This is a genomic window from Providencia xihuensis (assembly GCF_041953405.1).
GTDB classification, from domain to species: Bacteria; Pseudomonadota; Gammaproteobacteria; order Enterobacterales; family Enterobacteriaceae; genus Providencia; species Providencia vermicola.
In genome coordinates this window covers 4,024,299-4,046,053 of sequence record NZ_CP169565.1, presented here as the reverse complement: position 1 = coordinate 4,046,053, position 21,755 = coordinate 4,024,299, and the positions used below count along the sequence as shown (strand labels likewise).

Genomic DNA, 21,755 nt, shown 5'->3' with positions numbered 1-21,755 from the left:
ATATTTTTGTTTTTTTCGCATACATAATGATTTACTCATAATCTAATTTGAATGTGGCACTCGCAGCCCATGAACCGAGCACAATTGATTTATTTTGCAATGCAACTGGCTCAGCCCTTACATACGCTTGAAATCGTAGGTCATTATTATTTCCGGTATACAACCCTTGGGTATAACTGCCACTATTAATTTTGATTGCCGCACCGGAAACACTTTCAATACCAACTGCCACACCTGTTGCTTGGCTTCCTGCATCTAACGCCAATAAACCAGGTAAAGCTGAACTTTCTGCGCCCATAAATGTGACTTTTACTTCATGGCCTAATGCTAAATCACAATTAATTAATCGAATGGTAAAAGGTTGGCTATTTGTTTGAGTATTCAGATACAGGTATTTATCCACTATCGTACCGAAATCTAATTCAATAGATTCGTCGCCTGGATAAACATCACAAGCATCCTCAATCAACGTACCATCAAATTCCACATTTGCAGAAAATGCGGTGGTGGCACCCAAAAACCATAAGCCAAAGGCAAAGCTCATATTACGTTTAATATTCATAGTGATGACAGCTGCCTCCTATTCAAAAATAATGGTTAACGTGCCTGATGCGGTAAAATTATCCCCTACGAGTTCGCTTCCTGATCGCATGACAGGTACGGCTGAAAGGGATGGCAGTGAAGCCGCATTAATCAAAAAGGCTTCATTCAATGGTTGAGGTTGGCCATTTTTCTGAATTTGAATTCCTAATTTGCCATTATTCAACGGTGTCACCGTTCTTAATGTCGCATTATCAAATCCACTTCCTGCCGGTGTTCCTCCGAATATCAAGCTGATATCCCACGGTTGTGTCATATCGCCAACACAATTTAATTGAAAAGGAATAGGTTGCTTGAAGGCGGTACCATTGATTTTTCGTACGCCCACTTTACCGAATGAAACTTTTATCGGGTCGTCATGGCTTAATTGGCAAACAGGAGGAATAATTAACGTGCCATCAAATGCCCAATTTGCTTGCGCTGAAGATATGGACATCACCATTATAAACCCTGCCATCCAATGCTTAATTTGCTTGTTATTCCACATAATCATTCTCACTGATACTCTATTTTCAGTGTTGCCAGCGCGGTAAAAAATCCGCCATCGGTATTCGTAAAATCGGCGTTACTGTTTTTTACCGGCGCAACCTCCAAGGTTGGCAGCGCTGTATATAACACATTGAAAGGCTGGTTAATAACTTGCTTAGCATTGTTCACATAAAAGGAAAGCCCTAGTTTTGGGTTACTCGTTTTCAATGCGCCATTGCTATTAAATGATGTATCATCACCGATAAGCGTGAGCTTTATAGCGTTTTTCGCTAGGTTTGTGCAGCTGAGTCTCATCGGTACAATACGCTTGTATTGGATTCCATCGATACGTGGGAGCAATATATCGCCAAAATGTATAGCTTCTTGTTGGTTGTTATTCAAAATGCACTCGGGCGGTGTCACCAATAATCGACCTTTTAGCTGGATACTAAGTGTTGATGCTTGGCTTTGGCCAAACAGGCTAAGCATCATGCAGACCGAGAGAAGATAACGGAATAATTTCATTGATATCATCCTATTGGTAATCCAATACCATCGTAAGATTGCCCGTAAAATCACCACCCGATGTTAAGTTTACCCCTGTAGGTTTAACGGGGACGGCATATAAAGAAGGTGAACTCCCATAATTAAAATTGAGTGTCGCGCCATTACTGAGTCGGGTTCCATCACGGTAAATGGCAATACCTAAATCTGGGAGATTGGTGGTCACCGATGAGGCACCATTAATTTGCCTATCAGTCCATTTCAGCGTCATCTTTAATGTATTTTTATATAAGCCATTACATACCAAATTGTAATTAATAGGTGAGCGCCCATAAGTGCCGTCAATCTTTGCCTGATGTATATCGCCAAAATCTACAGAAGTCGTTGTTGCACCGCCAAGGGTGCATTCTGGCTCACCGTATACTGTCACACGAATTTGAATATTAGTGCTTAAGTTTGCAGCGATAACTTTGTAAGAAAAGCTGAGTGAAATCAGAGCACCAAAGAGTATTACCCCTGAGAGGGCAAGCGCTTTAAAGCATATCGTAAGAAAATAAGCTTCTCTCATCTTCATGCCCCTATTCATAACTTACCTGGAATCTAATTAACGCCTGATAAGCCCCTGCATTTAGTTGGGCGGAGGTACGCACTGGCGTCACATAGTAAGTTAATTGGTTTTGCCCAGGTGAAACCAACTGTGGTGTACTGTACTCACCTAAGTTAATTGGTGAACGCGAGGCATCACTTAATTGCAGGCCAATTCCTTGAACACCAATAACCTCTGCCAAGCGCGGGTCTTGAATATCGATAGGCGCTAAAAAGCGAATTTTCATCGCTGGCATCTGCTGGCTCCACAACAAATTCCCCTGTGCAGTGCGGCTGCGGCTTTCACCACTTAGACAATCTTCTAAACGCAGTTCAATCGCAACAGGGTTACCTGTTTGCCCGACATGTTGAAGCTGTCCTGTTCCCACAGTACCTAAATTAATAGTTTGATACGCTGATGACATTGCTAAGCGACAAGCACTTTCCGTCAGGGCTCCATGGACATATAGCGTGCCATGTGAACCATCGACATCCCAGTTATCAACTTTATTTAGGGCGGTTCCCATCGCCATACTACTGAATAAATTCAGCGCTAAACTTCCTAAGCCCACATAACGGAGCATCCTGCTTGTGTTTGCCATGATATTCTCCTGCTATCTCATCGCGCATTTCAAATCAGTCTATTTTTTTTCAGGTACCACATGGCAGCTATTTCCCTGACATGTAAACGACAACGTTGGACGACCACCATAATCATTGATATAGGTCAGCACAGGTTTATTACCTAATGCATCTGCACTGACGTTCAGTGCTTTGCTACTTTTGGGAGCAACCATCACTGGCTCAAATCCTGCGACCGTTTGTCCATTTTTGCTTGGAACTGCATCGACAAAAGAAACGTAATATGCGGTTGGATTATTAATCGTATATTGGTTACCTTGGCGCGTAAGAGTCACTTTTTCCTGCCATGGGTTATCCATTTGTTCACGTGTTGGAATAATTGATTTTGGTCGGTAAAACAATTTAATACGTGTCTGTAATGCCAATTGCAGCGTATTGGGTTTATCACTTTTCGGTGGGATTTCCCGCAAATTAAAGTAATACACAGATTCTCTGTCTTGTGGCAGTGAAGCAGCACTTGGCAGTGCTTGGATTTTGATTTGGCTTTTTGCGCCAGGTTCAACACGCTGCACTGGTGGCAATACCGTAAATGGGTCGCTTATTTTTTCACCTTTCTCGTTTTCCACCCAACCTTGAGCGAGATAAGGTAATTGTTTGTTTTCATTGCTGATATTTAAACTGATCGATTTCTCATCTCCCGTGATAATCGCTCGAGTTCTGTCTAATGCAACCGCCGCTTGAGCAGAAGATAGCGTTGCTGAAGTTAATACAACGCCAACCAACGCTAATGCTGTTCCATGGGCATTTTTTCTATTCATCATTTTATTTTTCATCATGTTATTCATCATATTGTTATCTTCTATGGTTAAGGAGCATTCATCGCTCTTTGCGTACCACCATTTTTATTATTTTTGTAACCAGCGACCTGATGACTTTGGCGCAGTTCTTTCAACAACAGGCACAACAAGTTCTGCTGCTTTCGGCATTGCTTCTAATGCACGGCTGGCTGATGGTGTCTTTATGGTCGCTGGCGATGCGGCTTTTGCTCCCGGTTTATGGCACGGTAATAACCAGCTTGCCTGTAAATATTCATCTTCTGGCAAGGTATCAGGGAGTGTGATTTCACACTGCACTTGGTCATCCCAACGGACTTGCAAGGTATCTTTTGCTTTTAAACCAGTGAGATAGGTATTTCCATCATCACCCACCATACCGACTTGTTGGCCACGGCCATTTAATACGATTGCTCCGAAAGGCGGTGTGCTATTGTCCGACAGCCTTAACAACGCCATTGCACTGCTTCCAGCGACAACATCAAATTGACGGTAACCAATCGCCCCTTCGGTTAAAGTACCTTGCTTTATTGATTGGGAGACTTGTGCTTCATCTGGTAATGCATTCAAATCAACACTAACTTGATTACGGTAGTAACTATTCACATCACTAATAACGGCTTGTCCAAAGCGGTTAGTACGTACAATAGAGCCATAACCACGTAACGGGATATTAGGTACACCATCGGTATCAACAAATATGCGAGTACCGCCAATTTGGCTGCTACGATGTAGTACGGCGCCTTTTTCCGTTGCTGTGAAGCCACCTTGTAAAGAGAATCCCGCTGACCGATAACGGTCTTGCTGGTAAGTTGCATTCGCATTGAGCTGTGCTAAATCTCCTTGATGGGTGTAATAGCCACTCACGAGTGCACCTGAACGCGCCCACCCCGTACTTAGTTGATAATTATTTCTTTCATCGATAGTGCTGTAGTAATTCACACGCTGTGAGTTATCATTTTTATCCCAGCTACTGTTGTAACTAACAGAGCTTTTTTCTCCCCAAGGCACAGTTAGCGACGCGTATACACCATCATCATTACTTTCACGGTAACGATTTCGATATGCCGTCAAATTGAGACTGAGATTTTTCCATTTACCAATATCAAAATAGCGCGCTAGCGAAATACTATAGCGGTCGTTATCGGGTTGATCCCAATAGGTTTGATGGTAATAGTTGATAAATGCACTTAGCCCTAACTCTGAAAATTGTTGGTTATAAGAGATGGTATACATTTCTTTGCTGTTGTATTGGCGAGCACCTGTTTCCTGCGCATCCAAATACTCAGACATACTCATAAAACCTTGTTCAGAGAATCGATATCCTGCAAATGTCACTTGGCTGTTATAAGTGTCAAAACGCTTTGAGTAACTTAAACGGTATGAACTTCCGCGATGCGTTTTATTGCCAATATCACTTAAGTTGGTTAAATGCGCTCGAGCATGGGTTATATCAAATGATAATGCACCAAATACCATTAAGTCACGACCAATCCCTATAGCTGCGGATGCATAGTTTTTCGCACCAATTCCACCACCATACAGTGACCAGCCGTTGTTAACCCCCCAAGAGAATTCGCCACTTGCAAAAGTATCGCCGCTCACATGATGGCGCCAGTTTGTTGGGCGCCCAGTGGCTAATTTGTAACGCAGTTGTCCCGGGCGCGTTAAATAGGGAACACTTGCAGTATTTACAGTGAAATTCTGTGTTGAACCGTCTTGTTCTTTAACTTCAACATCGATTTGCCCAGCTAATGCATCATTCAAGTCTTGGATGCGAAATGGGCCCGCAGCGACTTGAGTTTGATAAATAATTCGTCCTTGCTGGCTCACAATAACTGTCGCATTACTTTTTGCGACCCCAGTAATTTCTGGTGCGTATCCACGCAGATTAGGCGGTAGCATATTGGTATCAGTAACCAAGCTAAGCCCTGTAAATCTGAAACTATCAAAAATATCAGAGGTTAAATAATCTTCGCCTAAGGTGAGTTTTGCGCCTAATGATTTGATGGCTCGGTAGACATAATAACGAGTCCAATCTAGTGATGTGGTCGTGCTTTGTCCTTGCTGCTTATCAATACGCATTTGCCAGTCAGCGCGAGCACGCCAAGCACCCAAGTTAACACCAGCAACACCATTACCGCTGGTACTGTAGTTGGTTTGTTGCCCTGAACGAGTTTGTTGGCCGACTTGGGCATTGAGGTTGTAATCAAATAGTGCACCGGGTAACCCTTCTTCCCAGCGAGCAGGGGGATCCCAATTCTCAGCGGTATATTCGAGGTAGGCTTGCGGCAAACTAATGTACATAGCGGATGTCGCAAGATCAGCTTTAACCTCAGTTCCTGGTAAACTTTCAAGTGATAAACACTGCCCATCGTGCCACCACTTTAATGTCGACATCAACTCAGGCTTGATACCGAATTTTTCAACTAAAGTGGGGCTCAGACAAGGTAGGCTTTCATCCGATTTATCTTCAGGTGCATAATAAAAGACAGTTTCTTCAGGCATACTTTGCTTATTTAAGAAAACTGTAAAACTGTATTCGCCAGGCATGAGGTAGCCAGGGCGTGAAAATTGGCTTAAATCAATGTTGCTACGATCATTGACGTCTAGCATTTCCATATTAAATTTAATATCGGATGCGTGACCACCAAAGCTAATTGCCAATGCGACTAAAAGCCCTAATCTGCAAGGCCGAGTTATCCGTAACACAGGCGTGTGAATGAAATTCAGGGTCATCATCTCGACCTTCTTTTGCGTTCTTTTATCCGTAATGTCATTTCGCTCGTGAAGCTCACCTGTTAAAGGCGATCTTCATTGATGAGAGGAACCGACTATTCATAATCCAGTTTGAAACGTAATTGACTGTAGTATTGACCTGATGCTAATGGGCGATTATTCGCCACCAATCGCAGCCGATAGGTGAGATCTTTTGTTCCTGCCGTCAGTGAATTCACGGACATTCCTTGGCCTGGTATGGCAATTTCACCATCCCCCTCACGTTGAATTTGTAATCCAACACCTTGAGCTTGTCCGTTAACACCAAATAACCCTCTATCATGGGAGCCATCAAATGTTATACGAAAGTATTGCCAATTCGGCTTATCAGGATTTTGGCGTTCAAGAACACAATTCACTAATCGGATAACAAAAGGGCGAGCAGGTCCTTGCCCATCACGGCGAATTTGAGTCAGTGCAATACTTCCCATATCAATAGTTTGATCACGGCTGCCGACATCAATAGCACATGCTGTTTCAATAATGCTTCCATTCATATTCACTGAGCCTTGAGCCTTTGCAGTTGATACCGCGGTTAACAGGCTTAAACTTAAGATCAATGAAAACATTCCAAAGGTTATCGAATTATTCATTGCTTCCTCTCTTACACTCAATTCAGTCGAAATGAGCCAACAAATGAATTTTGTTGGCTCAGGATGAATTACTCGTAAGACAGAGTGAAATCCGCTACTGAGCTAAAGTCACCAGCAGTGATCGTACTGATATCGCCACCATTACCTTTTAAGTAAGCTGCGAAATTCAAGGTGTTATTACCATTTTGAATTTGTTGGAATGGTGCCGCTGTTCCTAAAGTCACCACATCACCGCTACCATTAGTGATCTGAACACCAGCGCCAGCACCAGTACCAACAATACCCAGTGTTTTATTGGTATTGTCGAAAGATGCAGCAGCACCACTAAAGGTTAATTGAACACCTTTAGTCAGTTTAGTGATATCACAGTTCTCTAAAGCGATTTCAAATGGACGTGGCGTTGATTTACCACCATCAACTAATGCCATATTAGAAATTTGGCCTAATTCAACAGTTTGGTCGATTGAGTTAGGAGAGATTGAGCATGGAGCATCGATAATAGCGCCTTTAAACGTTACTTTACCGTGGCCTTGATCTGCTGCATTTGCTGCAGAAGCTAATCCCAGAGCCATAAAAGTTGCCATTGCAATAGATTTCATTTTCATGAATATAAAGTCCTATGTTTTTGTTAAATAAAGAATGAGTGTCAGTTTTCATTGCTCATTGCAGACACTCTATTTGCAATGAACTGGAAAAAGCAAAGCCCGAGGACTTGATTCAAAAAAATCAAATCCTAATAAATAAAATTGAGTTATTAATTAAAAATTAAAAATTAAAATCAAAAAATATATTTAGTCGTCTGTTAAAAAAACTTGAATTGGCACCTTAAATAACTCTGAAAACTGAGCTAGAAAATCAATGTTTATATGGTTTGCGCCTGATTCATAACGAGAAATTTGTTGCTGGCTTACGCCAATATATTGCCCTAACTCCTCAGCGGTTAATTTCATTTCCTTTCTATATTTTTTTATTTTCTTTCCGACAATAATATTAAATTTTTGTGTTTTTGTGATTATTAACATAATGTCAAACCTATTTCAGACATTGACTAGATAGGGAAAACAACCCTTCAGATTTAAAATAACACTCCATATTATGGATATAATTTATTGAGCTATTTTGAAATCCAACGCCATCTAATAAATAATTAATATCGACATCAAGCGAGCTAGCAATTTGCTGAATTTGTTCTAAATGCAGCCGAATAACTCCACGCTCAATACGTGACACATGTTGTTGTGAGCATAAAAGTAAATCAGCTAGATCAGAACCACTTAAGCCTTTTGCTCTACGGGCTCTAAGTATATTGCTCCCAACAATTTCCTTAGGAGATAAGTTAGATGGCATAAAATTCTCTCCGTGAAATAAATAAGTTATCTATTAACGGTTGTTTAACTATTGTCAAAATGCACCAAATTGACAACAGTAATGCTTTGTTAGAGTAATATTTTCAATATTGATTATTATTTTGTATTTAATTTTTTATTTAATGAATTATTGGTTAAATAATTCAAAAAAGTTATTTCAAAATATTACAGCGTGTAAGCTTGGAGTGTTACGAAGAGTTTAAATAGATGAAAAAATTAATGAATTCAATGATTTTTCATAATGAGGTGTACTTGATTTTAGTAATATATACATAGCGTTATTTACACGCTACGTATTTGACGAGTATTTTCATTTAACTTAAGATGCACCTAATTCGTTACGTTTGTCAATTTGGTGCATTTTGACAACTCTTCTAGTGGTTTTCTCTTACCATACCCCCCGAAATCTTGCTGGGTTACTTGCTGTATATCGCACTGTATGTTGTATATTCGTGTGTCCCAAATAATCCTGAATTAAACGTGTATCGGCGCCTTTATCCGCTAATGCATAACCGCATGCATGCCGTAACATATGAGGATGAATACCTAAAGTCAGCTTAGCTAGCTCACCGAGTCGTGAAAATAGTTGATAAAAGCGCTGGCGAGTCATGGCAGTCCCTCTTTCAGATAAAAATAACCACTGATTTTCTTCTCCTTTCCATGTACGCCTTACATTTAACCAAGCTTTAATAAGCGGGATTTCTTCATCAATCAGTGGGTGATTAACAGAAAAACCGTTCTTTAAGCGATGTACATATAGCTCTTTACTTTCTAAGTTAAGATCAGATAACTTTAGCGATAGAGCTTCACTTGCTCTTAATCCATGTATAAAGCACATATAAATTAAGCAAGAATTACGTTCGGGATGACGAGATAAACGACAAGCAGCTAAAAGACGAGATATTTCTTGGTGAGTTAAATATTTACGAGTGGACATGAACATTTCCCATTTTAATCAGAAAAAGCCAATCATATCTAACTTATTCCATCTAACACATTACTTTTTAGATAAATATAATTATTTTATTCTATAGGTGAAATAAAAGTTCATTTTCTATCCGCTGAAATAGTAATAAAAGTTTAATTAACTAAATTTAATATTTGTAAAATCATTTTTCACATATTTTTTGAATGAACGTTTATTTGGATTACCGTATTCATCTGGCTTTGAAGCTAGCTTTAATTACCTAAAACTAATATACCTAAATCAATAAGACCATAGGCTAGATTTTCAGTAGGTTCATTAAAGCCTAGCAGCTCGGCTGCTGCTTTGTCGCCTTCACATAAAGGGGTTTTGAACACTGCTATTTTCTTGGTCGATTCTCATTTTTTCTTCATTACTCCTATTAGCTCAGTCGGTTACTAGAGGCACAATCATTTTAAAATACGGCTTCTATGTAACTTATTGAAATAAAATTATTTAATGTTGATTTCTGAATCAAGGTCACCCTCCTTACTTTTGTCATACATTATTGATCGCGCACAATACCCATCTATATGCCCGCTATAAAATAACGATTGAAATCAGAGAAGTGAAAAATACCAAAAATAAATTTCAAAAAAAATTATTTATAACGTTAAGAAGCAATGTTAAGTGAGGCAGATATGGATAAAGCATTATCTGATGGATTACTCCAATCGGAGATCAGCCGTCGAAAACTAGTGCAAACCAGTACGGTGGGCGGGCTCGCGCTTGCTAGCGGTGCATTAAGTTTACCTTTTAGCAATGTTGCCAATGCCAATGAAGCGACGCCAACCCCTGAAGAAAAAATTGTCTGGAGTGCGTGTACCGTTAACTGCGGAAGCCGTTGCCCGCTGCGTATGCATGTGGTGGAGGGGGAAATTAAATACGTTGAAACCGATAACACGGGTGATGACGTGTATGGCGATAAACACCAAGTGAAAGCCTGCCTGCGTGGTCGCTCTATGCGCCGCCGCGTGTATAACCCTGATCGTTTAAAATACCCAATGTTGCGTGTGGGCGCGAGAGGGGAGGGAAAATTCAAGCAAATCACTTGGGAAGAAGCTTACGACCTAATTAGTGGTAACCTCAAGCGCATTATTAAAGATTACGGTAATGAAGCGGTCTATTTAAACTACGGTACAGGTACTTTAGGGGGGACAGTTGCGCGTTCATGGCCGCCAGCGAACTCGCCAATTGCGCGTTTAATGAACTGCACGGGTGGTTATTTAAACCATTATGGAACATACAGCACAGCACAAATTAGTTGTGCAATGCCATATACTTATGGCAGTGGTGCGGGTAATAGCGTGTCCGATATCGAAAATTCAAAATTGGTGGTGTTGTTCGGAAATAACCCTGCGGAAACACGGATGAGCGGTGGGGGGATCACTTATCAATTAGAGCAAGCCCGTGAACGTTCTAACGCACGAATGATTGTTATCGACCCTCGTTATACTGACACTGCCGCAGGGCGTGAAGATGAGTGGATCCCTATTCGTCCAGGTACTGATGCCGCATTAGTGGCAGGGCTTGCCTATGTGTTGATCACTGAAGATTTGGTTGATCAGCCATTTTTAGACAAATATTGTGTTGGATATGATGAAAAAACACTCCCCGCGAATGCGCCTAAAAATAGCCATTATAAAGCGTATATTTTAGGGCAAGGGGATGACGGCATTGAAAAAACACCTCAGTGGGCAGCAAAAATTACGGGTATTCCAGCCGATAAAATCATCAAATTAGCACGAGAAATCGGTAGTGCGAAACCTGCTTATATTAGCCAAGGCTGGGGGCCACAACGCCATTCTAACGGGGAACAAACCGCACGCGCGATTGCTATGTTGCCGATTTTAACGGGGAACGTGGGGATCAGCGGAGGTAATACAGGGGCGCGTGAAGGAAATTACGATATCCCCTTTGAGCGAATGCCAACCCTTGAGAACCCAGTTAAAACCAGTATTTCGGTGTTCTTATGGACGGATGCTATTGAACGTGGCCCTGAAATGACCGCAACTCACGATGGTGTGCGTGGTAAAGATAAGCTGGACGTACCGATTAAATTTATTTGGAACTACGCTAGTAACAGCTTGATTAATCAGCATTCTGATATTAATAAGACTCACGACATTCTTCAGGATGATAAAAAATGTGAAATGATTGTGGTCATTGATAACCACATGACCGCATCGGCAAAATACGCGGATATCCTTCTGCCCGATTGCACGGCTTCTGAGCAAATGGATTTCTGTCTCGATGGTGCTGCAAGTAATATGGGCTATGTGATTTTTGCCAGCCAAGCCATTGAGCCACGTTTTGAAAGTAAAACTGTGTATGAGATGTGTACGCAAATCGCACGCCGTATGGGGGTTGAAGAAAAGTTCACTGAAGGGCGCACTCAAGAAGAATGGCTGCGCCATTTATATGAAATTTCAAGGGAAAAACTGCCTGAGTTACCAGATTTTGAGACCTTCCAGCAGCAAGGGATCTACAAAAAAATGAACCCGCAGGGGCACGTGGTGGCACATAAAGCGTTCCGCGAAGACCCGATTGCGAACCCATTAAATACCCCATCAGGCAAAATTGAGATCTACTCCGACCGTCTAGCCGATATCGCTAAAACATGGACTCTTGAAGAAGGGGATCTTATTTCGGCTATCCCGATGTATTCCCCTGGCTTTGAAAGCCATGAGGATAAACTGACTAAGCAATACCCACTGCAGCTGAGTGGCTTCCATTATAAATCCCGTGTTCACTCTACATATGGCAACGTAGATGTGATTAAAGCCGCTTGCCTACAGGAAATGTGGATCAACCCAATTGATGCTGCGCGCCGTAATATTAAAAATGGCGATATGGTACGTATATTCAATGACCGTGGTGAAGTGCATATCAATGCGAAAGTGACGCCACGAATTATTCCAGGTGTTGTGGCAATGGGGGAAGGGGCATGGTATGCGCCAGATGAAAACAAGATAGACCACGGGGGAAGCCTTAATGTCCTGACCACGCAGCGCCCGTCGCCGCTGGCAAAAGGCAACCCGCAGCACAGCAATCTTGTTGAAGTGGCTCGGGTATAGGGAGGAGATAAATTATGACAACACAATATGGTTTTTATATTGATTCAGCCCGTTGTACGGGGTGTAAAACGTGCGAATTAGCGTGCAAAGACTACAAAAATTTATCTCCCGAAGTGAATTTTCGGCGTATTTATGAATATACAGGCGGTGACTGGCAAGAAGATAACGGCGTCTGGCACCAAAATGTTTTCAGTTATTACCTGTCAATTTCGTGTAATCACTGTGAAGACCCTGCGTGCGTCAAAGTGTGCCCAAGCGGGGCGATGCACAAGCGTGAAGACGGCTTTGTGGTGGTGGATGAAAGTGTCTGTATCGGTTGCCGTTACTGCCATATGGCTTGTCCATATGGTGCACCACAGTTTAATGCTGAAAAAGGGCATATGACAAAATGTGATGGCTGTTATGAACGTGTGGCCGAAGGGAAAAAACCGATTTGTGCTGAATCTTGCCCGTTGCGTGCATTGGATTTTGGCCCAATCGAGGAGCTGCGCAAAACGTATGGCACCTTGGCGGAGATCGCGCCATTGCCTGAAGCGCATTACACCAAGCCAAATATTGTTATTAAGCCGAATGCGAATAGCCGCCCTGTGAACGACACCACGGGTCACTTAGCTAACCCAAGGGAGGTATAAGATGGGCAACGGATTACATGAATGGCCGCTGATCCTGTTTACAGTATTAGGACAAAGTATTGCGGGGGCAGTGATTGTGACTGGCCTTGCGTGGTTATCGACAAATGATAAACAGCAAAAACAGCGTATTGTGAATGCAATGCTGGCTTTGTGGGTGCTGATGGGGTTAGGTTTCTTGGCGTCCATGATGCATATGGGGTCGCCGTTACGTGCATTTAACTCAATGAACCGTGTTTTTTCATCATCACTGAGTAATGAAGTGCTGTTTGGCTCCCTCTTTTTTGCACTGGGGGGCTTATGGTGGCTGCTGGCTGTGCTGAAGAAAATGCCTGAAGGGCTCGGTAAAATTTGGTTGCTTCTCACCATGGCGATGGGACTGTTATTCGTCTGGGCGATGACTCGTGTCTATATGATAAGCACAGTACCGACATGGAACACGCCACATACCACGATTGGCTTCTTTATGACTGCCTTTGTCGTTGGGCCGATTTTAGGTACGTTGTTATTACGTATTGCTAAATTTCCGTGCCACAGTGGGCGGCTCGCACTGATCAGCATTGTGGCGTATGTGATTACGATTGCCTCTGTGCTGGTGCAAAGTGGTGAAATCGCACTGATAGCATCATCGGTACAACGTGCGAGTGCTTTAGTTCCTGATTTTGGTTCGCTGCAAATGGTGCGTTTAGTGGCAACAAGCCTTGGTTTGATGTTATGGATTTTACCGCTAATGAAGCAAAACCAGCCATCCGTTATCAGTTTGTTCATCGGCACATTGTTGGTGTTGTTCGGCGAATTAATTGGACGCGGTCTGTTCTATGGTCTACATATGACAGTAGGAATGGCAGTCGCCTAATCGGTAAAACATCTCAACGTAGGGAGCCAGTTTCCCTACGTTGAAAACGCAGAGACACTCAATATGCATGATGCGCAATTTCTTGAACACGTTGCTGTAACGGGGCGGGTTTTGGGTTCTTTATTTTATTTTGCTCCAGACAGTGAAAATAACGCGGAGCTCATCGCGATTTTGCGAGAGCCAACATGGCATGAAGAGTGGCCATTTTCGTTGGCATCACTCAATGAAATTAACGCATTATTTGCAGATTCAACAAAACAAAATGAGCCACTTGATGAAGCGTGGCAGCGGTTATTTATCGGCCCCTATGCCTTACCTGCACCACCTTGGGGTTCAGTGTGGTTAGATAAAGAAAATATTATTTTTGGGGATTCTACCGTTGAGCTGCGCCAATGGATGCGTTCAAAAGGGATTGAGCCCGCCACAACGCAAAAAGAACCAGAAGACCATATCGGTTTGATTTTGATGTTAGCCGCCTGGCTGGCGGAACAAGATAGGCGAAATGACCTTGAGGAATTGCTAGCGTGGCACTTGCTACCTTGGTCAGCACATTTTCTTGATGTTTTCGCCACGAAAGCCAATAGCAATTTTTACCGTGGTCTCGCCATGCTAACGCAAGAAACGCTAGCGGGAATTCAAAAGCAATTATCTTTACCCGTTATGCAAAAAACGGTGTATTACAAAGGGAATGCACCTGAGTAATGCTTGAAAAGAAAGCCAAATTTTTGGCTTTCTCTCTTTTGGACCGTTAAACCAACCGCCAAACCAATTCTTGCCTGTTATCTATCGTCCAATGTGATTTTTTTCCTGAAAAACTCACTCCGCCAACCCATCGTGTTTCTTCAATGTAATTGAGTGCATAGGCGTGACCATTAAGTACGTTTTCGCCTATATCACTAAGGAATAAAGGTTGTTTTTCAAAAGGTCGTTGTTGGTCGTTTGATGTTAATAGTGGTGTGGTACCGATTAAACAAGGTTTGAGTAGGCAATAAAACATCAAATCCCCTAAAAATGGCAAAGGTTCCAGGTGCTCAATAAGGGTTTTAAACGTATCCTCAAGGGTCGCACCAGGGTTATCACGGAGATAATGCAGTGCTAGGGATTCTGTGAGGGACAGCCCTGTTTGGTTATTGGGATACTCTTGCAACATCCTGAATAATGCAGGCGCAAGCAGTGGTAGAGTGGGGTAATGCTGCCGCGCGGCTTTGGCAAAATTTGTTGGGTTCTCATCGGTAAATGCTGCCCAGACGTGCTTGGCAATCTCAATTTCTGTCCGTCCGATAGTTCTTCGTTGTGCCCATAGCCAAGGTAAAATCTCAGGCGAAAGCTGGCCGAAGCCGACAAAGCGTTTTATGCCAGGAATGCTAGCTATATCAATCAGTTCAAGTGAAGGATAAGTCGGGTTGAGGTTTGCCAGAACACGAATTAAAAACAGTTGATCATATGGGTCTGCTTCACACCAGAAAATGACTTTTTCGCTCTCCGCTAGCTGAGATAGAGCATGGTATTCTTGATCAAATTGCTGGGTAATTTTCTTAAGTGGGATAGAAAAATATTGGCTAAGTGTATGAGTTCGCAACGAACGATACTGATCAAAAGGCAGAGAAGGGACGGGACCAAGGCAAAAGGGGTCAGTAAATGGGACAAAAGCTCCAGTAAAACCCGCCACCCGCAGTTTATGTTCAATATCATGACCGCAGCGCCAATGCGTTGTTTGGCTTTCATTATCGGCGCTAAAGTTTGGGTTATTTGCGGCAAATAAAACCGTATCGACATGGGCTTTTAGCTTTGGCCAGCTTGAAAAGCCAAGTTCATTGGCAACCAACCATTGTGCAGATGCTAAAGTGATATCAGCGTGAGGATGGGTTTGCTCAAGCAATAAACGTTGCTCTGAAGCTTGCCCCGCTTTCATTTGTTGCAGTAGCTTTTTGGCTTTTTTACGAAAAAAATTTAGGTTGATTAACCCGTTATTAACAGGAAATTTTGGCATACGAGCTCCTTGATTACCGATATCCGCATTCAGGTAGGGCCGTAAGATAAATGAATAAGTGAATTAGCCTGAGCAGGGCTCTTTCCGCGGATGGATGCATGGCAGATGCACAGCTCGAAATATAGTAAAAATAGCGGGGAGAGGCAAATAAAATAGCACCGTAGCCTAAGCCAACGGTGCTATGCAACGATTATTCAATCAATCATTGTTGCGCTTCGCTTTGTGGGACATACGGTGTGTAAACACCTGTTAGGCTCTTCAAGAAAGCAACAATATCGTCGACATCTTTTTGTGGTAGCTCTTTACCGACTTGATAACGCAGCATCAGTTTCACTGCCTCATCTAAGGTTGCTACGTCACCACGGTGGAAATACGGCGCGGTTAACTCAACATTACGCAGTGTTGGGACTTTTTGACGCAGCTTATCACGTTCTTCAGAGGTGACATTCATACGGCCAATATCTTGTGCAGTGACTTCACCGAATTCATAGTCTTTCTTCAAGCCTAACGGTTCGAAAGAACGACCACCGAGGATCACGCCGCCGTGGCAAGTCGCACATTTATTCTCTTTAAATAATTGGTAACCATGCAACTGTTGCGCCGTCAGTGCAGTGCTATCGCCACGTAACCAATTATCAAACGGTGAATCAGGGGTGATTAAGGTTTTTTCGAATTCCGCGATGGCATCAGTGATGTTGTCTCCTGTGAATCCTTCAGGGTAAACCGCATTGAAATCCTGTTTTAATACTGGGTCTTTATCCAGTTTTACAATGATTTCATCCCATGATTTGGACGCCATCTCAATTGGGTTTAATGGCGGACCACCTGCTTGTGCTTGTAAGTCAGGGGCACGACCATCCCAGAATTGCTCAACGTTAAACACGGAGTTAAATACGGTTGGTGCGTTGATTGGACCTACCGCCCCGCCAACACCGATAGAAGTTTTACGACCATCAACTCCACCTGCGTTTAGCGCATGGCAGTGAGCACAAGAAATGGTACTGTCTCCCGATAAGCGAGCGTCATGGTAAAGGCGAAAGCCTAGTGCGACTTTTTTATCATCCACTTCCATCGATTTTGGAATAGGTTGGATTGGTTCATTGCGGTGCTCCGCAGCAGTGTCTTCAGTGGCATAATGCTCAGCACGTTGCTTCGCAATCCAATTGAGTAACTTGGTGCGTTCTTCATCACTCACGCTACTTGCCCAGTGCAGTGCGACATAGCGTGTTGGTGGCATGGTGTGATTCTGCATCACCCACTCAATTTTATTCAATTCACTCTGAGGAACGGGTTCTCCCGCAATTAACGCAGCGCGAGCGGCTTCAAGGTTAAAGGATTTATAACCCAGCTGGATATCGTATTCCATCAGTTGTTTAGCGATTGGAAATGAGGCATAAGCAGGTAAGTCAGTTGACGGCGTGTGACAGTAATCGCATCCTTTTTCGGCAAAGAATTGGAGGACTTGATTATTTTCTGCAATTTTAGATGTCTGAATGTCATTATTTTGTCTTCGTTGATCATCGTGGTACCACACATATCCCGATAACCCAAAATAACCGAGTAAAAGCAAAAATATGACAGCGACCGTAATGCGAGTAAGTTTTTTCATTACACTATCCTTGGAAGATTGCGGTCAAATATAATTAAATATTTTTAGTTAATATAATTCTATAGCTGGACTATGATGGATAAATAAAGCGCAATGGTTCTTGATTTTTATCAATGATAGCCATTGGTTTAATCGATTGCTGAAATAAGATTTACCTATCAATAAGAATAAAATATATTTTTATCGTCTTTTGTTTGTTGTAGTTTGCTGATTTTATTGAATTATATTTATTTTCGTGATTTTATTTTTATTTGAAATTATCATTTATTGCTGACTGGTCATTAATGATGACTTTGCTGTTAATTCAAATAAATTAAGTAAATTTAACCAATCTCAATATAATTTAAGTCAGGTTTTATGTTTATTGCAAATTAAATGCATATTTAAAATGAATCAAATAAAGAAATAAATAAAGCGTAAATTAAAAATAATGATGTAAAAATAGTGAATTATTTTTATCTTATTACCGAAAAATCGTTAAAAATGATTCAGTCAGTAAATTCTCTTCTAAAATTCATTTCCTTCGAAAATCCTTGAGATTGCAGATGTGTGTCGATAATGGCTATTTACCCCCCTAACTTCATCGTCATTAGTGTCGAACTTTTAATGTTTTTTATTTAATTAATTGATAAATAACAAAAATAATCATGGCATGAAATATGCTAATACCATCCTATCAATATTAATAATTCGACCAATTTGATTGGAGGGTAAGGCGAATGAATCGCTTTGTGATTGCCGACCCGCAACTCTGTATCGGATGTAATACCTGTATGGCTGCATGCTCAGAAACACATAAAGCACAGGGATTACAATCACATCCGAGACTGAGTGTGGTGAAAGTAGGAGAGCTAACCGCCCCGATGCTGTGCCGTCAGTGTGACGATGCACCGTGTGCGCGGGTGTGCCCAGTGAATGCGATTACACATGAAAATGACATGATCGTATTGAATGAAAGCCTGTGCATCGGGTGTAAGCTCTGTGGTTTAGTGTGTCCGTTTGGGGCGATTACGCCATCAGGCAGTAAACCTGTCGATATGCCTGATTTCTTTGAGCAATATGTGCCAAAAGAAATGCTGCTCGATGTGCCAGACAGTTTGCCGACCATGAACCCATTCTTAGCGTGGAATGCGGGTATTCGCAATATCGCCGTGAAATGCGATTTATGTGACTTTAGCGAAGATGGCCCTGCATGTGTGAAGGTTTGCCCAACCGATGCCCTCCATCTGGTTGAGGAAAACCAATTGGAACACGAAAGTGCGAAACGCCGCAATGCGTCTGTCGATGCGATGCCGCCTGAGTTCGACATTTTTGTCTCACGGCAGGAGAACCTTTAACATGACAGCGCTTCAATTACTTTTGTGGTCAATTGCCTTATATACCGTCGGTGGGTTTGCTTCACTGCTGTTTAAGCGCCAAGAAAAAATCGCTATTTATGTGGCGGGGATTTCGGCAATCATTGGTGGATTATTGGGACTATGCAGCGCCATCCCTGTCTTAATGAACGGTGAGGTTCTGACGTATATGGCGCAAGGGCCATTCCCGTTTGCCCATTTTGTGGTGCGGATGGATAGCTTAGCCGCCTTTATGGTGATGGTGATTTCGTTGCTGGTTACCGTTAGTGCCCTGTATTCATTGAACTATGTTCAAGAATATTGCGGACGTGGGGCGTGGAGCATGGGCTTCTTCCTCAATCTGTTTATCGCCTCGATGGTGGCCTTGGTGGTGATGGATAATGCGTTTTATTTCATTATCTTATTTGAGATGATGTCACTCGCATCTTGGTTTCTCGTCATTGCTGACCAAGACGATAAATCGATTCGTGCTGGCCTGCTGTATTTCTTTATCGCCCACGCAGGGTCGATTCTGATCATGATAGCGTTCTTCTTAATGTGGCGACAAAGTGGCAGCTTAGATTTCGATTCCTTCCGCCAACTCACCCTTTCGCCAACCATGGCATCCGTCGTGTTTTTATTGGGATTTTTTGGCTTTGGCGCCAAGGCAGGGATGCTCCCATTACACAGTTGGTTACCGCAAGCTCACCCCGCAGCACCGTCACACGCCTCCGCTTTGATGTCAGGGGTGATGGTGAAAATCGGTATCTTTGGGATCATCAAAGTGGGTATCGACCTATTAGGTGCAACCCAAGGCTGGTGGGGTATTGTGGTGTTGGCCTTCGGTGCTGTGTCTTCTGTCCTTGGAGTCATGTACGCACTGGCAGAGCACGATATTAAGCGCTTACTCGCTTGGCATACCGTTGAAAATATCGGGATCATCTTGATGGGGGTTGGTGTTGGCATGGTCGGTATGGCAAATAATATGCCAGTACTGGCGACCATTGGCCTGCTCGGTGCGGTTTACCACTTGCTCAACCATGCGGTATTTAAAGGATTGTTATTTCTTGGGGCTGGGGCGGTGATTTACCGCATTCATACCCGTGATATGGAGAAAATGGGCGGGTTAGCGAAACTCATGCCACTAACGGCAACGGCCTTTTTAATCGGCTGTATGGCGATTTCAGCGTTGCCACCCTTAAACGGTTTTGTCAGTGAGTGGTACACCTATCAATCCCTTTTCTCAATGAGCCATGAAGGCACATTCATCATGCGTATCAGTGGCCCTATCGCCATTGTAATGTTAGCCATCACAGGGGCGTTGGCGGCGATGTGTTTTGTGAAAGTGTACGGTGTCAGTTTTTGTGGAGGCGCGCGCAGCGAACAAGCTACTAAAGCACGGGAAGTGCCTTGGACAATGACCGCGGCGATGCTGATTTTAGCGGTTATCTGCGTGATCTTAGGCGTGGGTGCCAGCGTGATTGCTCCAGTATTGGCAAATGTGGCGATGTCATTAACTAGCGCAACGGATATTACCGTCGCCCAAGGAGCGATGTTAATGCCTGATAGCGCGGCACAAGCGATGATCTCCCCAGCGATGACCTTCGTTTTGTTGCTCGCCTTACCGCTTATTCCGTTCATTATTTACTTGGTATTCAAAGGCAAGCAAATGGGCTTTCGCCGCAAAGGCGATGCGTGGGCATGTGGTTATGCATGGGAAAAAGACATGTCTGTATCTGCGGGGGGCTTCACTCAACCGCTGCGTTCTATGTTTGCGCCACTATATCGCATGCGTGAACAACTCGACCCATCGGCACGGTTAGCACAAACCTTAGAAGTGACGAAAGCAGGGGCGGGGCAAGTCGAGCCTTTCTGGGATGAAAAAATTATTTACCCATTCGTCCGTTGTATCAATCGAATTGCGAAGCGCATGCAGTGCTTACAAGGTGGGGACTTCAGACTGTATTGCCTGTATGTCGTTGCTGCGTTGGTGGTGCTGCTCGTCGTGATCGCGGCGTAAGGGGAGAAATCATGACAATTCAAGAAACACCGACATTGATGATGGGCTTCTTTGCCGTAATTCAAGCTGTTATTTTGCTGCTGCTAACCCCGCTATTTACGGGTATTTCACGGCAAATTCGCGCCAAAATGCACTCGCGCCAAGGCCCTGGTATTTGGCAGGATTACCGCGATATTACCAAACTGCTAAAACGCCAATCTGTTGCGCCACGTGACTCAGGGGCTATATTTCGCGTCATGCCGTATGTGCTGCTTGGCAGTATGCTGCTGTTAGCGATGGCTTTGCCCGTTTTCACCTTGAACTCGTTGTTTAGTGGTGCGAGCGACTTAATTATCGTGCTGTATATTTTTGCCCTTTTCCGCTTTTTCTTTTCACTCTCAGGTTTGGATACTGGCAGTCCATTTGCAGGAATTGGCGCAAGCCGTGAGCTTACCCTTGGGGTGTTAGTCGAACCAATTCTATTCCTTGGCCTCTTGGTGGTGGCGCTGATTGCCGGCTCAACCAATATCGGCACCATTAGTTCAGTGATGAGCGAAGGCTGGATTTCGCCCACCGCCACTTTTTTAGCACTGTTAGCGTGTGGTTTTGCCACCTTTATTGAAATGGGGAAAATCCCGTTTGACGTGGCAGAAGCAGAGCAAGAGCTACAAGAAGGGCCATTAACGGAGTATTCAGGTTCAGGTTTAGCGTTAGTGAAATGGGGCATTGGCCTCAAACAAGTGATTGTGGCGGTGCTGTTTTTATCCATCTTCTTCCCATTTGGTAATGCCAGTGTGTTGACAGTGGGAAGCTTGTTGATTGCGTTAGTGCTGTTGCTGGTGAAATTACTGGTGATTTTTGTGCTGGCGTCGCTGGTGGAAAACAGTTTGGCGCGTGGGCGTTTCTTACTGACACACCATGTGACTTGGCTAGGATTCGGTGTTGCGGCACTCGGATTCGTTTTTTACCTCACTGGCCTATAAGGAG

The 21,755-nt window shown here is 43.2% G+C and carries 21 protein-coding genes; 7 read left to right on the top strand and 14 right to left on the bottom strand.

The genetic code is table 11. From position 1 onward, the window contains the following. Positions 1-31 precede the first annotated feature (31 nt). From ACE2AL_RS18345 to ACE2AL_RS18290, 12 genes are all read right to left on the bottom strand, one after another. Positions 32-562, bottom strand: coding sequence for a fimbrial protein (locus tag ACE2AL_RS18345; RefSeq protein ID WP_272573937.1), 531 nt, complete (start codon positions 560-562; stop codon positions 32-34). A gap of 18 nt (positions 563-580) precedes the next feature. After that, positions 581-1,093: a fimbrial protein gene (locus ACE2AL_RS18340; protein WP_206083786.1), complete on the bottom strand. Its 513-nt coding sequence runs from the start codon at positions 1,091-1,093 to the stop codon at positions 581-583. Positions 1,094-1,095: 2 nt separating this feature from the next. Next, a complete protein-coding gene (locus ACE2AL_RS18335; RefSeq protein ID WP_241016803.1) occupies positions 1,096-1,593 on the bottom strand; it encodes a fimbrial protein in 498 nt (165 codons plus the stop codon). A gap of 10 nt (positions 1,594-1,603) precedes the next feature. Next, positions 1,604-2,140, bottom strand: coding sequence for a fimbrial protein (locus ACE2AL_RS18330; protein ID WP_241016804.1), 537 nt, complete (start codon positions 2,138-2,140; stop codon positions 1,604-1,606). A 10-nt stretch (positions 2,141-2,150) separates the two neighbouring features. After that, on the bottom strand, positions 2,151-2,759 hold the full coding sequence (locus ACE2AL_RS18325) for a fimbrial protein (RefSeq protein ID WP_272539517.1): 609 nt from the start codon (positions 2,757-2,759) through the stop codon (positions 2,151-2,153). Positions 2,760-2,798: 39 nt separating this feature from the next. Next, positions 2,799-3,587 carry a fimbria/pilus periplasmic chaperone gene (locus ACE2AL_RS18320; protein WP_353168573.1) on the bottom strand — a complete coding sequence of 263 codons (789 nt, stop codon included), beginning with the start codon at positions 3,585-3,587 and terminating at the stop codon, positions 2,799-2,801. 57 nt (positions 3,588-3,644) lie between these two features. Continuing rightward, entirely contained in the window at positions 3,645-6,314 is a 2,670-nt protein-coding gene (locus tag ACE2AL_RS18315) for an outer membrane usher protein (RefSeq protein WP_272539515.1), read from the bottom strand. Positions 6,315-6,406: 92 nt separating this feature from the next. Beyond that, complete coding sequence (locus tag ACE2AL_RS18310; RefSeq protein ID WP_206083307.1) at positions 6,407-6,943, bottom strand: fimbrial protein; 537 nt, start codon at positions 6,941-6,943, stop codon at positions 6,407-6,409. A 68-nt stretch (positions 6,944-7,011) separates the two neighbouring features. After that, a complete protein-coding gene (locus ACE2AL_RS18305; RefSeq protein ID WP_272539514.1) occupies positions 7,012-7,548 on the bottom strand; it encodes a fimbrial protein in 537 nt (178 codons plus the stop codon). 186 nt (positions 7,549-7,734) lie between these two features. After that, positions 7,735-7,965, bottom strand: a complete 231-nt coding sequence (locus tag ACE2AL_RS18300) for a helix-turn-helix domain-containing protein (RefSeq protein ID WP_206083309.1) — start codon at positions 7,963-7,965, stop codon at positions 7,735-7,737. Between the two features lie 10 nt (positions 7,966-7,975). Continuing rightward, complete coding sequence (locus tag ACE2AL_RS18295) at positions 7,976-8,290, bottom strand: helix-turn-helix domain-containing protein (RefSeq protein ID WP_206083310.1); 315 nt, start codon at positions 8,288-8,290, stop codon at positions 7,976-7,978. A 408-nt stretch (positions 8,291-8,698) separates the two neighbouring features. Next, positions 8,699-9,247 carry a tyrosine-type DNA invertase gene (locus ACE2AL_RS18290; protein ID WP_206083311.1) on the bottom strand — a complete coding sequence of 183 codons (549 nt, stop codon included), beginning with the start codon at positions 9,245-9,247 and terminating at the stop codon, positions 8,699-8,701. 668 nt (positions 9,248-9,915) lie between these two features. On the opposite strand from ACE2AL_RS18290, the gene ACE2AL_RS18285 reads away from it, so the two are divergent. From ACE2AL_RS18285 to dmsD, 4 genes are all read left to right on the top strand, one after another. Beyond that, on the top strand, positions 9,916-12,351 hold the full coding sequence (locus ACE2AL_RS18285) for a DMSO/selenate family reductase complex A subunit (RefSeq protein ID WP_272539375.1): 2,436 nt from the start codon (positions 9,916-9,918) through the stop codon (positions 12,349-12,351). A gap of 14 nt (positions 12,352-12,365) precedes the next feature. After that, entirely contained in the window at positions 12,366-12,983 is a 618-nt protein-coding gene (locus ACE2AL_RS18280) for a DMSO/selenate family reductase complex B subunit (RefSeq protein WP_206083314.1), read from the top strand. A gap of 1 nt (position 12,984) precedes the next feature. Beyond that, positions 12,985-13,836 carry a DmsC/YnfH family molybdoenzyme membrane anchor subunit gene (locus ACE2AL_RS18275; protein ID WP_272573940.1) on the top strand — a complete coding sequence of 284 codons (852 nt, stop codon included), beginning with the start codon at positions 12,985-12,987 and terminating at the stop codon, positions 13,834-13,836. Between the two features lie 63 nt (positions 13,837-13,899). Then, a complete protein-coding gene (gene dmsD / locus ACE2AL_RS18270; RefSeq protein ID WP_375083749.1) occupies positions 13,900-14,538 on the top strand; it encodes a Tat proofreading chaperone DmsD in 639 nt (212 codons plus the stop codon). A gap of 46 nt (positions 14,539-14,584) precedes the next feature. Here the strand turns inward: dmsD and ACE2AL_RS18265 are convergent, their stop codons facing one another. Together ACE2AL_RS18265 and ACE2AL_RS18260 are read right to left on the bottom strand one after the other, a co-directional pair. Beyond that, a complete protein-coding gene (locus ACE2AL_RS18265) occupies positions 14,585-15,826 on the bottom strand; it encodes a DUF1835 domain-containing protein (RefSeq protein ID WP_375083748.1) in 1,242 nt (413 codons plus the stop codon). Positions 15,827-16,028: 202 nt separating this feature from the next. Continuing rightward, the gene (locus ACE2AL_RS18260; protein ID WP_349421964.1) at positions 16,029-17,435 is read right to left on the bottom strand and encodes a cytochrome-c peroxidase; all 1,407 of its coding nucleotides are present in this window, start codon (positions 17,433-17,435) and stop codon (positions 16,029-16,031) included. A gap of 719 nt (positions 17,436-18,154) precedes the next feature. Here ACE2AL_RS18260 and ACE2AL_RS18255 point away from each other — a divergent pair. The 3 genes from ACE2AL_RS18255 to ACE2AL_RS18245 are packed head-to-tail and all read left to right on the top strand — an operon-like array spanning position 18,155 to position 21,751. Beyond that, positions 18,155-18,772, top strand: a complete 618-nt coding sequence (locus tag ACE2AL_RS18255) for a 4Fe-4S dicluster domain-containing protein (protein ID WP_206083319.1) — start codon at positions 18,155-18,157, stop codon at positions 18,770-18,772. A 1-nt stretch (position 18,773) separates the two neighbouring features. Next, the gene (hyfB, locus tag ACE2AL_RS18250; RefSeq protein WP_206083320.1) at positions 18,774-20,789 is read left to right on the top strand and encodes a hydrogenase 4 subunit B; all 2,016 of its coding nucleotides are present in this window, start codon (positions 18,774-18,776) and stop codon (positions 20,787-20,789) included. Between the two features lie 11 nt (positions 20,790-20,800). Further along, positions 20,801-21,751 carry a respiratory chain complex I subunit 1 family protein gene (locus tag ACE2AL_RS18245; protein WP_375083747.1) on the top strand — a complete coding sequence of 317 codons (951 nt, stop codon included), beginning with the start codon at positions 20,801-20,803 and terminating at the stop codon, positions 21,749-21,751. Positions 21,752-21,755 lie beyond the last annotated feature (4 nt).